Origin of the sequence: Ruegeria arenilitoris (genome assembly GCF_013035315.1) — a bacterium.
Classification (GTDB): Bacteria; Pseudomonadota; Alphaproteobacteria; order Rhodobacterales; family Rhodobacteraceae; genus Ruegeria; species Ruegeria arenilitoris_D.
On the sequence record NZ_WQHP01000006.1, the window covers coordinates 40,003 to 54,325 of the forward strand.

At 58.6% G+C, this 14,323-nt stretch carries 15 protein-coding genes and 1 tRNA gene; 4 read left to right on the forward strand and 12 right to left on the reverse strand.

Annotated features, from left to right (window positions below):
• Positions 1-36: 36 nt before the first annotated feature.
• The 10 genes from GOV53_RS14070 to rpmH all read right to left on the reverse strand — a co-directional run bounded on the left by GOV53_RS14070 (position 37) and on the right by rpmH (position 8,795).
• Positions 37-405 carry a DUF2946 domain-containing protein gene (locus tag GOV53_RS14070; protein ID WP_254439291.1) on the reverse strand — a complete coding sequence of 123 codons (369 nt, stop codon included), beginning with the start codon at positions 403-405 and terminating at the stop codon, positions 37-39.
• The gene (gene yihA, locus GOV53_RS14075) at positions 402-1,055 is read right to left on the reverse strand and encodes a ribosome biogenesis GTP-binding protein YihA/YsxC (RefSeq protein WP_170467618.1); all 654 of its coding nucleotides are present in this window, start codon (positions 1,053-1,055) and stop codon (positions 402-404) included. Before yihA ends, GOV53_RS14070 begins: the two co-directional genes overlap by 4 nt.
• Positions 1,052-1,789 (reverse strand): MOSC domain-containing protein, encoded by a 738-nt coding sequence (locus GOV53_RS14080; protein WP_170467620.1) that lies wholly within the window; start codon positions 1,787-1,789, stop codon positions 1,052-1,054. Before GOV53_RS14080 ends, yihA begins: the two co-directional genes overlap by 4 nt.
• Entirely contained in the window at positions 1,786-3,615 is a 1,830-nt protein-coding gene (gene yidC / locus GOV53_RS14085; RefSeq protein WP_170467622.1) for a membrane protein insertase YidC, read from the reverse strand. The genes GOV53_RS14080 and yidC overlap by 4 nt, the downstream gene beginning before the upstream one ends.
• A 123-nt stretch (positions 3,616-3,738) precedes the next feature.
• Entirely contained in the window at positions 3,739-5,271 is a 1,533-nt protein-coding gene (locus GOV53_RS14090; RefSeq protein ID WP_170467623.1) for a putative bifunctional diguanylate cyclase/phosphodiesterase, read from the reverse strand.
• Between the two features lie 71 nt (positions 5,272-5,342).
• Positions 5,343-6,236 (reverse strand): tRNA 2-thiocytidine(32) synthetase TtcA, encoded by an 894-nt coding sequence (ttcA, locus tag GOV53_RS14095; protein ID WP_170467625.1) that lies wholly within the window; start codon positions 6,234-6,236, stop codon positions 5,343-5,345.
• 44 nt (positions 6,237-6,280) lie between these two features.
• The gene (locus GOV53_RS14100; RefSeq protein ID WP_170467627.1) at positions 6,281-7,897 is read right to left on the reverse strand and encodes an acyl-CoA dehydrogenase family protein; all 1,617 of its coding nucleotides are present in this window, start codon (positions 7,895-7,897) and stop codon (positions 6,281-6,283) included.
• A 67-nt stretch (positions 7,898-7,964) separates the two neighbouring features.
• Positions 7,965-8,213: a membrane protein insertion efficiency factor YidD gene (gene yidD / locus GOV53_RS14105; RefSeq protein ID WP_170467629.1), complete on the reverse strand. Its 249-nt coding sequence runs from the start codon at positions 8,211-8,213 to the stop codon at positions 7,965-7,967.
• On the reverse strand, positions 8,210-8,635 hold the full coding sequence (gene rnpA / locus GOV53_RS14110; protein WP_170467631.1) for a ribonuclease P protein component: 426 nt from the start codon (positions 8,633-8,635) through the stop codon (positions 8,210-8,212). The genes yidD and rnpA overlap by 4 nt, the downstream gene beginning before the upstream one ends.
• A 25-nt stretch (positions 8,636-8,660) precedes the next feature.
• On the reverse strand, positions 8,661-8,795 hold the full coding sequence (gene rpmH / locus GOV53_RS14115) for a 50S ribosomal protein L34 (RefSeq protein WP_005980833.1): 135 nt from the start codon (positions 8,793-8,795) through the stop codon (positions 8,661-8,663).
• Positions 8,796-9,092: 297 nt separating this feature from the next.
• On the opposite strand from rpmH, the gene GOV53_RS14120 reads away from it, so the two are divergent.
• The 4 genes from GOV53_RS14120 (at position 9,093) to GOV53_RS14135 (ending at position 12,789) form a co-directional block, all read left to right on the forward strand.
• On the forward strand, positions 9,093-9,824 hold the full coding sequence (locus GOV53_RS14120) for a TVP38/TMEM64 family protein (protein WP_170467633.1): 732 nt from the start codon (positions 9,093-9,095) through the stop codon (positions 9,822-9,824).
• Positions 9,825-9,828: 4 nt separating this feature from the next.
• Positions 9,829-11,247, forward strand: a complete 1,419-nt coding sequence (locus tag GOV53_RS14125) for a dihydrolipoyl dehydrogenase family protein (protein ID WP_170467635.1) — start codon at positions 9,829-9,831, stop codon at positions 11,245-11,247.
• An 18-nt stretch (positions 11,248-11,265) separates the two neighbouring features.
• Positions 11,266-12,648, forward strand: a complete 1,383-nt coding sequence (locus tag GOV53_RS14130; RefSeq protein ID WP_254439292.1) for a sensor histidine kinase — start codon at positions 11,266-11,268, stop codon at positions 12,646-12,648.
• A 64-nt stretch (positions 12,649-12,712) separates the two neighbouring features.
• A tRNA-Arg gene (locus tag GOV53_RS14135) sits at positions 12,713-12,789 on the forward strand.
• Positions 12,790-12,901: 112 nt separating this feature from the next.
• Here GOV53_RS14135 and GOV53_RS14140 read toward each other — a convergent pair.
• On the reverse strand, positions 12,902-13,279 hold the full coding sequence (locus GOV53_RS14140; protein ID WP_170467637.1) for a hypothetical protein: 378 nt from the start codon (positions 13,277-13,279) through the stop codon (positions 12,902-12,904).
• A gap of 155 nt (positions 13,280-13,434) precedes the next feature.
• Positions 13,435-13,830: a hypothetical protein gene (locus GOV53_RS14145; protein WP_170467639.1), complete on the reverse strand. Its 396-nt coding sequence runs from the start codon at positions 13,828-13,830 to the stop codon at positions 13,435-13,437.
• Positions 13,831-14,323 lie beyond the last annotated feature (493 nt).

Sequence of the window (14,323 nt, forward strand, 5' to 3'; positions counted from 1 at the left end):
GCAGCGCCTGCGCAGGTTCACAAGGAAGGAAGTGAATCAGGAGAAGAGGGGCGGAGCCCTGGCATCGTAGCGGGTGTAAAACCCGGCGCTGCGGTGGGTAAAGTCGCGATGGTTCCAGCGGGGCTGGATCGACGCCGCGAACGGCACAACCGCACCGACCGAGGGCAGAACAATATCAGAGCTTAGACCCGCGAAAGGGCACAGGATGCGCTGATCCGTGTCGTCATGTACGGGTTCGTCCGTGTTCAGATCGACCCATTGTTCGACCGTACCTTCGCCGGTGCAGATCACCAGCAGAACTTTCCCGTCGCTGCCCATCGCGGGCATCCAGCCTTGCGGGATTGCGCTGGTCAGCACCAGTGCAATCACCGTCAGCACTGGAAAAATGCGGGTTAGGAAACTCATTCCAGATGCGCGATGATCGAACGAAGCGTCGGAATGCCGTCACCTTTCTCGGACGAGGTCAGGACGATCTCGGGGAAGGCGGCAGGGTGTTTAGACAGCGCACCACGCACTTGATCCAGTACTTTCTGACGTTCATTGGCCTTCACCTTGTCGGCTTTGGTCATCACGCACTGAAACGTCACGGCGCTGGTGTCCAACAGCTTCATGATCTCGGCATCGACGGGTTTCACACCATGGCGCGAGTCAATCAGAACAAAGGCCCGGCGCAGGGTCTGACGGCCGCTGAGGTATTGTTTCAGCAAACGCTGCCACTTTTCCACGACCTTCACCGGGGCGTTGGCGTATCCATATCCGGGCAGGTCCACCAGATACAGTTCGGGCCCTTGTGTGAAAAAGTTGATCTCTTGGGTACGTCCGGGCGTGTTCGAAGCGCGTGCCAGACCTTTGGTGCCGGTCAGCGCGTTGATCAGGCTGGATTTGCCCACGTTTGAACGTCCGGCAAAGCATACCTCAAGCCGGTCAGGTGCTGGCAGGCCGTTCATGGCGACCACACCTTTGACAAATTCAGACGGTCCCGCGAACAGTTTGCGACCGCGTTCCAGCGCGAATTCGTCCGGTTCTTCGGCCAATGGGAAAGGCAGAGTGTTCATAGCAGATGCACCTTGTCGCCGACCGAGATTTCGCCACCTCGAATGACCTCGGCATAGACACCGAAGTCCTGATGCCCCCATGTTTCCAGCGCGCCCAGAGTGTCGGCATCGCGTTGGCCCGTGTCAGGGTTGGCGGTTGTTGCGAGACAGCGGGTGATCCGTTCGCGCACTCGGAATACGACCGCGCCAATCTGAACTTCGCGACCGATCCAGTCGAACTCTTCCCACAGCGGCAAGCCATCAAACCAGATATTGCCGCGCCAGCGATGGATCGACAGATCGGTATCCAGCTTTTGGCCAACGGCGCGGTTCGATGCCATGTTGCAAAGGCTGATCGACGGAAAATCACTGTCGGTCATTCCACGACCCGGAGCCCGTATGATCCGCGCCGAGGCGGCACGGTCAGCGGGCATCAACGGTTTGACCCAATCCAGAAAAGCCTGAACCTCGTGATCCGGATCAAAGGTCAATTCGGGACGATCCGGGTGAGACAGGGTCAGGCTCTTTCCGTTGGTGTGTGCCTCAATCGCCATCAACTGCGGTGCCTTTGCGCCACGACTGAAATTGGCGCACGGCACCCAATCCGACCCGTCCGCTTTGGACGCCTCATGCGCAACCGCCCAAACACGATCCCCGGGCATGGTCTGCCCGGGGGTCATGGTTACGGATTGCACAGCTTCACGACCGTGGCTTTTGATCGGATGCCGCCAGAGGCTGGTCACTTCACCGGTCATTTGTCATCCGTTTTTGGCGTTCGCTTAAAGCCGGATTTGATGTTGCCAAACACATCAGGTTTGTAACCCTGGCTGCGCATGATCAGATACTGTTGCGTGAAGGTGATCGTGTTGTTCGCGATCCAGTAGACCACCAGCCCGCTGGCAAAGCTGCCTAGCATGAACATGAACACCCACGGCATCCAGGCAAAGATCATTGCCTGTGTCGGATCGGTTGGTGCCGGGTTCAGCTTTTGCTGCAGCCACATCGAGATACCCAGCAGCAGTGGCAGGATGCCGATGAAGATCAGCGCCATGAAGGTGTCCGGCTGCGGACCGCCCCAGGGCAGCAGGCCGAACAGGTTCATGATCGAAGTCGGATCCGGCGCGCTGAGATCCTGGAACGGGCCAAACCACGGGGCCTGACGCAGTTCGATGGTGACAAAGATCACTTTATACAGCGAGAAGAAGATCGGGATCTGTAGAAGGATCGGCAAACAGCCTGCGGCCGGGTTAACCTTTTCCTTTTTGTACAGCTCCATCATGCCCTGCTGCATCTTCTGACGATCGTCGCCCGCGGCCTCTTTCAGGGCTTCCATCTGCGGCTGCAGTTCTTTCATCTTCGCCATCGAGACGTAGGATTTGAACGCCAGCGGGAACAGGATCGCCTTGATGATCAGCGTCAGGCCGATGATCGACCAGCCCATGTTCCCAATCAGGACGTTGATGTTGTGCAGCAGCCAGAAGATCGGCTTGGTCAGGAAATAGAACCAACCCCAGTCAATGCTGTCGATGAATTTCTGTACGCCCTCGTTCTGGTACTCGCGGATGGTTTCCCATTCCTTGGCACCAGCAAACAGTCGTGTAGTGACCTCTTCGGTCGCGCCAGGGGCAACGGCCACGGTGGGCAGGACGGTCTCTGTCTGATAGATTTTGCGGCGCGCGTCGTATTTTGCAGCGGCTTTGAAGGCGGCCCCTTCTTCCGGGATCAGGGTGGTCATCCAGTAGTGGTCTGTAAAGCCAACCCAGCCACCTTCTTTGACTTGAAAGACTTCGGCTTGCGCGCGTTCATTCGGATCAATGTCAAAGTCGCGCACGTCGCCATAGTCGATTTCGTCCAGGACGCCGTCGGCCATGACCATAACGCCTTCATGTAGGATGAAGAAGTTCTTCAGGCCGGGCAGGTCGCCGTCTTCGCCAATGCCATGGCGGGCCAGGATACCATAGGGTGCCATGCCAACTTCGGCCTGGGTGTTGTTCTGGACGGACTGGGTGACGGTGAACATGTAGTCGTGATCAACCGCAATGCTACGGCGGAAAGTCAGGCCGTTGCCGTTGTCCCATTTCAGGGTCACGGGCGTATCCACGCCGAGGGTCTCACCGCTTTCGACAGTCCAGAGGGTGTTCGGGCCGGGCACATCAGCCCCGGCGACGCCCGCGCCCGGCGCCCATCCGTACAAGGCGTAGTAGGCGGACTCGGAACCAACCGGCGAAAGCAGCTCGACGATAGGCGCGCCTTCGTCGATCGAAACTTTGTAGTCCTTCAGGAACAGCTCATCGATGCGACCGCCAGACAAGGACAGGCTGCCCTTCAGGCGCGGCGTTTCGATATCGATCCGCGGGGCCTGCGCGTCAGGCTCAACTTCTGTCGCGTCTGCAGTAGCTTCGCCAACTGCGTTGGTCCCCGCCGCGCTGGGCGTTTGAATCTCGGTGCCGTCCGTTGCACTGATCTCGGTCGCTTCCGGCGGAGTGGTCTGCTCGGGAGGAGGAAAGAGCACGAACCAAACCAGGATCACCAGAAAGCTGAGCGCGGTTGCGAGGATGAGATTCTTATTCTGATCGTCCATCTGGGACAGCCACCTTGAGCAGTGAAAGACACCCGCTGGGTTCAACAGAGTGCAGGGCCAAAGGTCAAGCGGAATCGCCCTTAATTTTATCTCGGATCAGCGTTCTATTGCGTTAATTCGCGTCTATGGCCCTGCTTTGCGCCCGATTTTCGGCATTCCGTTCAGCTTGTTCTGATGTGTTGCCATCCAATCCAGCGTTTTTTCGAACGGCATGGGTTTTCCAATCCCAAAGCCCTGGACGCGATCACAACCCAGTTGCGCTATCAGAGCATGTTCGCCGGGGGTCTCCACCCCTTCGGCCAATGTCTCGACACTCAGCCGCTCTGCCATGGTCAAGATCGCGCTCACCAGTTGTTGCTGGCCGGCGTCACGGTCTGCCTTGGCCACAAATGAACGGTCGATCTTGATGCGCGACACATCAAAGCGCTTGATTGAGGCAATGGATGCGCGGCCGGTTCCAGAATCGTCCAGGTCGATGCAGCAGCCCAGTTTGGACATGCTTGTCACATTGCGGGTAATCACGTCATCGGGGCGCCGGGAAAACACGGTTTCAAGGATTTCGACAGCCAGCCGGTCGGGGGTCAGGTCATTTTGGTCCAGCTCCCATTTCAGCCGGTCAATTAGCGCTGGATCGCGCAGTTCGTCCGACGTGAAGTTTACGCCAATCCGAGGCACCATAACTCCCGCTCGGTCCCAATCGCGCATCTCGGCAAAGGCGTGGTGGCGCATCACCTGGCCCAGGCGTTCCATCAGATCGGCCTGTTCGGCAAAGGGCAGGAAAACCTGGGGCCCTACCACGCCCTTTTGGGGGTGTTCCCACCGGGCCAGAGCCTCAAACCCCGTGATTTGCCCCGTGTCGGTTGAGATCTGCGGCTGAAACCATGGGCGGATTTCGCCGCTGTCCAAAGCCGCAAGAAACTCACTGCGCAGATTGGCGCGAACACGGGCCCGGCGTTGTGTTTCCGCCGTGTAGGCGCGGATAGTAGCCGGACCGTTCCGCTGCGCTTCGCACAAGGCTGCACTTGCGGCTTCAATCCAGTCGGCAAAAGTGTGATCTGAAAGAGTGGATTGCAGGCAGAAACCGATCGAACAGGATACATAGACACTGGTTCCGTTCAGGACGATCGGTTCGTCAACGGCGGTTTGAATACGCCCCGACATCTGGATGCAGGCCTCAAGATCCAGAGTGTTTGACGAAGACAGGCCAATGACGATCTTGCCCTGATCGAGACCTGCGGCAATATCCTGCGAGCGGATGACTGACAGAATCCGGCTGCGGAACTGGTCAGCCATCAGCTGGCCGGCGGCATTCCCGTGCAGATCCAAAAACTCGGGGAACCCGTCCAGTTCGACGATCATGCACGCGGCCTCATGATCTGAACGCGGGTTTTTCAGCAACGCGCCCATCTCATGTGCGAAGGTTTCTATGGGGGCGAGCCCTCCATCCCCTTTGGCACGTTTGCCCGTGCGACTTGCGGTCGACGCGGCCATTGCAAACACAACCGGCAGCGCAAGCGCGACGACGATCAAGGCGCGCTCGCCGCCCGTCCAATAAGCGGCCAGACTGATCGCCGGTGCAAAGGCCAAAGCGGGCGGCCCGCTTAGCGCCGTGGCCAGAGAATCAATAGCTTTGTTGACTGAGATATGTTTCCACATCGGGTGTTCGGGCCTCTACCTTGCGTACAAAACGCTCTGGCCGACCCTAGGAAACCATTCTGAGTCACTCGTTAACGCAACTGAGGAATTTCGTCCGAATTGAGGTCTTTTTCACCCGAACTGAGCATAAGATTCTGAAAATCAAACAGTTTCGGGTCCAAAAGATGCGAGGGGCGTGCGTTTGTCAGCGCTCGGAACATCACTTGGCGACGACCGGGGCTGTTCTTTTCCCACTGGTCGAGAATCTGTTTCACCTGTTGGCGCTGCAACCCGTCTTGGCTGCCACAAAGATCGCAAGGGATGATTGGATAGTTCATCGCGTTGGCGAATTTCTCGCAATCGGCCTCAGCCACATGGGCAAGAGGGCGAAAGACGAACAGGTCACCTTCTTCGTTGACCAGCTTGGGCGGCATGGTGGCCAGACGGCCGCCATTGAAGAGGTTCATGAAGAAGGTCTCAAGAATATCGTCGCGATGATGACCCAGCACGACGGCGCTGCACCCTTCCTCGCGCGCGATGCGATACAGGTTGCCGCGACGCAGGCGGGAACAGAGCGCGCAATAGGTGCGGCCTTGCGGAACCTTATCCATCACAACGGAATACGTGTCCTGATACTCGATCCGATGCGGCACACCCATGCGTTCCAGAAACTCGGGTAGGACGGTCGCCGGAAATCCGGGTTGTCCCTGATCCAGGTTGCAGGCCAGCAGGTCGACGGGCAGAAGGCCGCGCCATTTCAGCTCGTACAGTACGGCCAACAGGGTATAGCTGTCCTTGCCGCCCGACAGGCAGACCAGCCAGCGAGGCGGTTTGCCGTCCTTGTCATGCGCGGACGGGTCCACCATCCCGTATTGCTCGATGGCTTCACGGGTTTGGCGCACGATGCGCTTGCGCAGCTTCTTGAACTCGGTCGTCGAAGGCGCGCCAGCAAAGAGCGGGTGGATATCGTCAGCTTCGTCAAACATGCGCTGCCCCTACAGCAGTTGACGCAACCGGGCAAGTATTCAGGTCAACCGAGGCGCGCGACCAAGGCATCCGTGTCCAAACCGGACACCGACCCCGGGATGCGCCCGCTATTGCCCGTAAGCCGGGCCGCAATATAGCCGTCCGCCACCGCGCCGGGGGCATGGCGCAGCAACTGGCAGGCCGTCAGCAGCAGCGCCGTGTTCTCGACGAACCAGCGCGCTTCGGCTTCTGCGGGCAGTCCGGGCCAACGTTCGCGATGGGCCTTGAGTGCTTCGTCAAAGCGCCGGTCGGCCCCGGTAGCCTTGTCCAGTTCAACCTGCAACGCCTCGGCCGCCAGTGGGTCACGGGCGATGGTGCGCAGAATATCCAGACAGATCACGTTGCCTGACCCTTCCCAAATGCTATTGAGCGGCGCTTCGCGGTAGAGGAGGGGCATCTGCGTGTCTTCGACGTAGCCCATGCCACCCAGCACCTCCATCGCTTCGACGACCACTGTGGGGCAGCGTTTGTTGTTCAGGAATTTGGCCAGAGCGACGCTGATGCGGGCAAAGGCTTTGTCCTCGTCCGTCTGACCGTCAAAGGCCTGAGCAACCCGCATTCCAAGGGTCAGTGCGCCTTCCCAGTCCAACACAAGGTCGGCCAAAACCGACCGCATCAGGGGTTGATCGATCAAACGGCGCTGAAAGGCGCTGCGGTGCAAGACCCAGTGGTGGGCTTCGACAAGGGCTGCGCGCATCAGGCCTGCGGGTGCGACAGCTGTGTCGAGGCGCGTATGATGCACCATCTCGATGATCGTGCGAACACCAGCGCCTTCGTCCCCGAGTTGATAGGCAAGAGCGTCATGATACTCGATTTCAGACGAGGCGTTGGCCTTGTTCCCCAGCTTGTCTTTAAGGCGCATCAGGTGGATCGCATTGCGTTCGCCTTCCAGCCAGCGGGGTACTAGGAAACAGGTCAGACCGCCGGGCGCTTGCGCCAAGGTCAGGAAGCCGTCGCACATCGGAGCTGAACAGAACCATTTGTGACCGCGCAACCGCCAATGATCGCCATCCCGCGTGGCGATGGTGGTGTTGGCGCGCACGTCTGAACCACCCTGTTTCTCGGTCATCGCCATGCCCAGCGTGGCGCTTGTTTTTTGTTCGATGGGTTTCGTCGACGGATCATAGCCGCGAGCCATCAGCCTGGGCCGCCAGATTGCAGCGATGTCGCCGTTGGCCTCAAGCGCAGGGATCGCGGCATATGTCATGGTCAGGGGACAGCAATGACCGGGTTCGATCTGACCTGCCATATACATCATTGCGGCATGGGTGGCGTGGCCGCCAGGTTGCCCATCCCAGGCCAACGACGCGTAACCCGCGGATTGGCTGATCTCCATGATCTTGTGATACGACGGGTGAAAGCGCACCTCATCCAAACGCCGGCCACCCTGATCAAACAGTCGCAGTTCCGGCGGGTGGCGATTTGCCTCGCGCCCCAATTCTCGGGTTTCGGAGCGGCCCAAGACGTCGCCATAGGATGCCAGCGGGTCGGTGCGCGCGCCAGAAAAGCGTGCTGTGTTCTGTAGCGCGAGATCGGACGACCAGACATTCGCATCGCCGCGTGAGGGCGGTTGGTTCACCACGTCGTGGGTAGGCAGCGTGTGGCGGGCTTGGGATGTCATCTGGACCTCGTGCTCAGCTGCTCCAAGTGTTCAGCCGAGCGTTGAAACGGTCAAGTCTGACGGCGGGTCACGAACAGCAGCCGCTGTCGTCCTTTCGATCGGGCACCGGATCGTATCCATCGCCGCCCCAGGGGTGGCAGCGTCCAATCCGGCGGGCTGCCAGCCAGCTACCTTTTAAAACGCCGTGCTTCTCGAGCGCCTCCAGAGCATATGCCGAGCAAGTAGGCTGATACCGGCAGTTGAAGCCGACCCACGGGCTGAACACCAACCGATAAACCCGGATGGGCAGGGCAACGATATGGGACAGAAAGGTCATTTCCGGTCGCTGTGGATCTTGCGCAGCGCATAGCGCAGATCACCCAGCAATGCTGCGTACGGGCGGTTCGCAGTCGTATCCGCCCGGCCGATCAGAACATAGTCCCAATCCGCGTGGCCATGGGCCAACAGAACGGCGCGCGCGGCCTCGCGCAGCCGACGCTTGGCGCGGTTGCGGGCAACTGCATTTCCGACTTTCTTGGAACAGGTGAACCCGACGCGGATGCCTTCGGCCTCGCCTTCGGCCCGTTTGCGGCCCTGCACCATCATCGACGACGTGCCCTGCCTGCGCGCACGTGCGGCTTTCAGGAAATCGGACCGTTTCTTCAAAACGGTCAAGGGTTCAGGCGCGCAAACGGACGCCGCCGGGGGCTTGACCCTCGGCTGGTTGCTACCATCCTCAGGGGCCTCCGGCGGCGTCATGTTCATAACCTGATCGGTGAGCGGTTTATGCGCTCAGCGACTTGCGGCCGCGTGCGCGACGTGCGTTCAGGATCTTGCGGCCGGCCTTGGTGGCCATGCGCGCGCGGAAACCGTGGCGGCGTTTGCGAACCAGGTTCGAAGGCTGATAGGTGCGTTTCATCGCTCCGTCTCCAATCTATAGCGGTCGGGTGCGGCGCGGATTCGCCTGGCCCTAGTGTTCGAAGCCTGTCCTCTACTGGGTAGCGGGGGGTAAGTCAAACCCCTAGGTGGGGGTTTTCGCGCCTTTTGCAACAATTCTGTAACCACAGCGGGCAAAAGGTTTCAAAACACCGGTTTTCATAGCCCTATCCCTCACATTCCCTGCCGTAAAGATCAACGCCCCGTGAGGCCCCTGTTGCGCGGCGCACAAGCAGCGCATGTTGGGGACAAGATGAAACGCACGAAATCGGACAGCGTCATGAGCGATACAACTCAGGCCCCGCGCAGCGGGCTTGCGCGACACATACCTTTGTTGGTGATTCTCGCCGTGGCGGCGGTGGGGTTCTTTACGCTGGGCGACTACCTGACATTCGAGACCCTGCGCGACAACCGCGAGGCCCTGCTGGAATGGCGTGACACGCATTATTGGTCGATGGCCGGGGTGTTCATCGCGGTCTATATCGTGATCGTCGCCTTCTCGCTGCCCGGCGCGGCAGTCGCATCGATGACCGGGGGGTTCCTGTTCGGCCTGTTCGCAGGCACCGTTTTCAATGTCTTTGCCGCCACAATCGGTGCCTCGGCGATCTTCCTTGCTGCACGCTGGGGGTTGGGCGAATCTCTGACCGCGCGACTGGAGTCGTCTGAAGGGACGATCAAAAAGCTCAAGGACGGTCTGCGCGAAAATGAGATCTCGGTCCTGTTCCTGCTGCGTCTTGTGCCGGTGGTGCCATTCTTCGTCGCCAATTTGGTACCAGCATTGGTCGGCGTGAAATTCCGCAATTTCCTTATCACCACGGCGCTGGGCATTATTCCGGGCGGCATCGTTTACACTTGGATCGGCGTTGGTCTGGGCGGTGTGTTTGATCGGGGCGAAACGCCGGATGTCTCGTTGCTGTGGGAACCGTTTGTCATTGGCCCGATCATCGGCTTGTGTGTTCTAGCTGCGCTGCCAATCGTCATCAAATCGCTGCGTGGCCGAAAGGACGGCTGAAATCATGCAAGAGCTGAAAACCGATATCCTGGTGATCGGGGCCGGGTCAGGCGGCCTGTCGGTCGCGGCAGGTGCAAGCCAGATGGGCGCAGACGTCATTCTGCTGGAAGGCCACAAGATGGGCGGAGACTGCCTTAACTTTGGCTGCGTCCCCTCCAAGGCGCTGATCGCCAGCGGTAAGGCAGCCTATGGGCAAGCGCATGCATCAGCGCTGGGCGTTGCCGACGTCGTACCCCAGGTGGACTACGCAGCGGCCAAGGACCATGTGCATGACGTGATTGCGCAGATTGAACCGATGGACAGTCAGGAACGGTTCGAAGGCTTGGGCGTCACGGTGATCCGCGAATTCGGTAGTTTTGTCTCTCCGACCCAGGTGCAGGCGGGCGACCACCTGATCACTGCGCGCCGGGTTGTGATTGCAACCGGCTCGTCTCCTTTGGTGCCGCCGATCCCCGGTCTGGATCAGGTGCCGTTCTATACCAACGAAACCATCTTCGACCTGCGCGACAAGCCTGAACATCTGTTGATCATTGGCGGCGGCCCTATCGGCATGGAAATGGCGCAGGCCCATATCCGGCTAGGCTGCAAAGTCACGGTGATCGAAGGGATGACAGCGCTGGGCAAAGACGACCCAGAGGCGGCAGAGATCGTGCTGGATACGCTCCGCGCAGAAGGTGTGGAGATCCACGAAAACGCAATGGTGGCGCAGATTCGGGACAACAATGGCACTGTTGAGGTCGTGACCGAGAAGGGCGAGATTTACACAGGCTCGCATCTGTTGCTGGCAGCCGGACGCAAGGCCAATACCGACCGGTTGAATCTGCAGGCTGCCGGGATTGAACCGACCCGCACCGGGATCAAGGTTGACGAGGCGCTGCGCACCACGAACCGCAAAGTCTATGCAATCGGCGACGTGGCCGGTGGCCTGCAATTCACGCATGTGGCTGGCTATCACGCCGGGATCATCATCCGTTCGGCTCTGTTCGGGCTGCCGTCCAAGGCCAAAACCGCGCATATCCCCTGGGCAACCTATACGGACCCGGAACTGGCTCAGGTTGGCCTGACCGAAGCGCAGGCCCGCGCCCAACATGGCGACAGGGTCGAAATCGCGCGGTTTGACTACCACCACAACGACCGTGCCATTTCCGAGCGTAAGACGAAGGGCTTCATTAAAGTCATGGTCGTAAAAGGTCGACCTGTTGGGGCCACAATCGTGGGTCATCAGGCGGGGGAACTGATCAACTTGTGGTCGCTGGCATTGGCCAATAACCTGAAGATGGGGCAGATTGCTGCGATGGTTTCGCCCTATCCGACGGTCGGAGAGCTTAACAAAAGGGTGGCGGGTGCCTATTTCTCGCCAAGGCTGTTTGAGAATCAGACGGTTAAACGAGTGGTCAGGTTCGTCCAGCGCTGGATCCCCTGACCGGGAAAGGAGCGCCAATTGAACTCGCTGTCGGGCCGTTTTCTGATCCTGACAACGGTCTTCGTGATGTTGGCCGAGATATTGATCTTTGTGCCCTCAATCGCGCGATTCCGTGAGGATTTCCTGCTGAACCGGCTTGAGCGTGCGCAGATCGCCTCGCTGGCTTTGCTGGCTGATGACATGCTGGCCGACGAACTCGAGGCTGAGCTACTGGCCAATGCAGGCGTCTATAATGTTGTGCTGCGCCGGGACGAGGTGCGGCAGCTGATGCTGTCCTCGCCCATTCCGGAGCAGATCACCAAGACATATGATCTGCGCGATGCCGGTCCTTTGGTCCTGATCCGCGATGCGCTGGCACGTCTGTTCACCCCGGAAAACGAAGTGATCCGCGTGATCGGCGAGCCGGTCAAAGGGGCAGGGCTGTTGATCGAGGTTACAATCGACAGCATGCCTTTGCGCATGGCGATGACAGACTACGGTCTTCGCATCCTGGGCTTGTCCTTCGTGATTTCCATCATCACCGCGTTCTTTCTGTTCCTGGCTGTCCGGGTCGTTCTGGTCAAGCCGATCAAAAGCGTGGTCGGATACATGCAGCGCTATGCCGGGGCACCCGAAGACGCGCGGGGGATCATCTCACCAAATTCCAAAGTAACCGAACTCCGCGAGGCGGAAGAGGCGTTGCAGCAATTGCAAACGGAACTGACCCAGGCCCTGAAACAGCGCGAACGTCTGGCGCAGCTGGGCGGTGCGGTGGCAAAGGTCAGCCATGATCTGCGAAACATTCTGACTTCGGCGCAATTGTTCACGGATCGGATCGAAACCAGCGATGATCCATTGGTGCGGCGGATGGCACCCAAACTTGTGAACTCGATAACCCGCGCCGTGTCCTTGTGCGAAAGCACGCTGGCATTCGGGCGCGCGGAAGAGCCCGCGCCGACCCTGACCATGGTGCCCCTGCGCGACATCGCCGAAGACGTTGTGGCCAGTGAACAGCTAGCGGTCGCGGATGCCTGCGTTGAGATCGTGAATGAGGTGCCAAATGACCTCGTAGCCCGTGCAGACCCTGAGCAGATATTCCGTGTGATGATGAACCTTGTCCGCAACGCACGGCAGGCACTCATCGCGTCGGGCAAACCCGGTAAAGTCACTATCGCGGGCTGTGAGCATGATACCAGCTGGTGCATCGAGATCCGCGACAATGGTCCAGGTTTGCCGCCCAAAGCGCGTGAAAACCTGTTTACCCCGTTTCAGGGCGGTGTACGCAAAGGCGGTTCCGGGTTGGGGCTTGCGATCTCACAAGAACTGGTGCGCGGGCACGGCGGAGACCTCGTGCTTGCGGAATCCGGACCCGAGGGCACAACCTTCGAAATCAGGCTTCCCCGGGGCGATGGGACTTTTTGAAATTTTTTTGAAGAATCGACTTGCACGTCCCGAACACCGGGTCTACATACCGCCTCACCAACGCGGACCGATAGCTCAGCTGGATAGAGTACTTGACTACGAATCAAGGGGTCGGGGGTTCGAATCCTCCTCGGTCCGCCACTGGTTTACACTTGAAAATAAAGACTTAGACGGAGTGGCCCAGTTGTTGATTTCGCGGGCTTTTTACTCAAGGCAACTTTGAGGCAACCGTTCTGGGTAAAAAAGGATGTTTTCACCCCAATTCATACGGTCCACCCTCCTGTAAATCGCCGAATACTGCCCATGCCTCGTGGCATGCGTTTGCGAGTGCTATGTCATCTTCGGGAATGCTGTCCTTGAAATTGGGGTAGGCCATTCGGTCGCCCAAGTTCATCAGCACCGTCATCAGGTGGTTGCGTGGAATGAACGCCCGGAAGCGATAGTCGCCGCCGGGTGTTTCGATCACTTCGCCGTCCATACCATAGTCGCGCAGAAGTTCGGCGTCCTGAGCGCGGCGGAACCGCAGACTGACGCGAGAACCGATGTTCGGCCCGCTGGTTTTGCCGTCCTCATCCTTTGCAACGGCAGAGAAGAAGCCCGAACCCTCGGGCGTCGAGAATGCTACCCACATATGCAGGTCCTCCTAATTTTTTTGGAAAAGGGCGCCTTCTCTATCAAATACGATATAGGGTCGTCAACTCGAGGGGGATTACGTGCGCGGGCGCACGGCCTGTAGGCACAAACCCAAACCTCCACACCTGGCAGTAGCTACGTGATGGTTGGAGACTATTCGTCGTCATCCAGTTTTGCCTCAATCACCTTCTGTTGAGCCAATCTCTCTGGAAGGCGGTCGCTGATGTCTTTGAGCCGCTGTGTTGGATTGACGCTCATGTCTACAGTTCCGCTGTGGGTGTGCGTGATGCTAACGCCATCAGCGCGTCCGAATGCTCGGTCCTGAGCTAGGGCCAGCAAGGCAATTTGTTCTTTGCCCGAAAGTTTTCCTGATACAAATTCACCATTCTCATCTCGGCGATTGAAGAGTTCGTCCATCGACAACAGATCGTTCATGCGTTTCACAGCGATCTCGCCGTTCGACTGGATCAACTTTCTTGTCTCGGGGTCCAGCTTGGGTCGCCCACCCGGATTTCCGGAATTACCGGTCTTGAAGAGTGGTGTTGGCATAGTGAACTCCTCTGTTCTCAGAAAGCGAATGCACCAAGCAATAACTATCTATTTTATATACTATAATTCGGTTTGAGTTGCGAATACTTGTGCATTTTGCTGCGGGGCTGCGCGGTAGTCATGTCCGAACTACTGTCACAGCGGATTTTTGGTCAGCGTCTGCTATCGTGCCGAGCGATCATTAACTGCAGAAAGTTCGACTGTTTGCTGCCGAAAGACTGCTTCGCGGCGCTTAGCCGTCATCCGACAAAAACGGTCGGATGACCACGTTGAGACCCAAAGTTACCGGGTGCTGCAGCCCGCGCTAACGACCGCAATGCGCAGAAAGCGGACTTTGCAAAGTCTTGGGTACAGATCGTAATAGAAGTCTATTTTCTCAGAACTCTGGGCCTAAGCATCGCTGGCTGAGGATTAGAAGCTCGAACGACGGATTCAGTTTCAAGGTTCAAATCCATCTCAGCGGATCGCCCAGAGACTGTTGATCTTCCCCGAG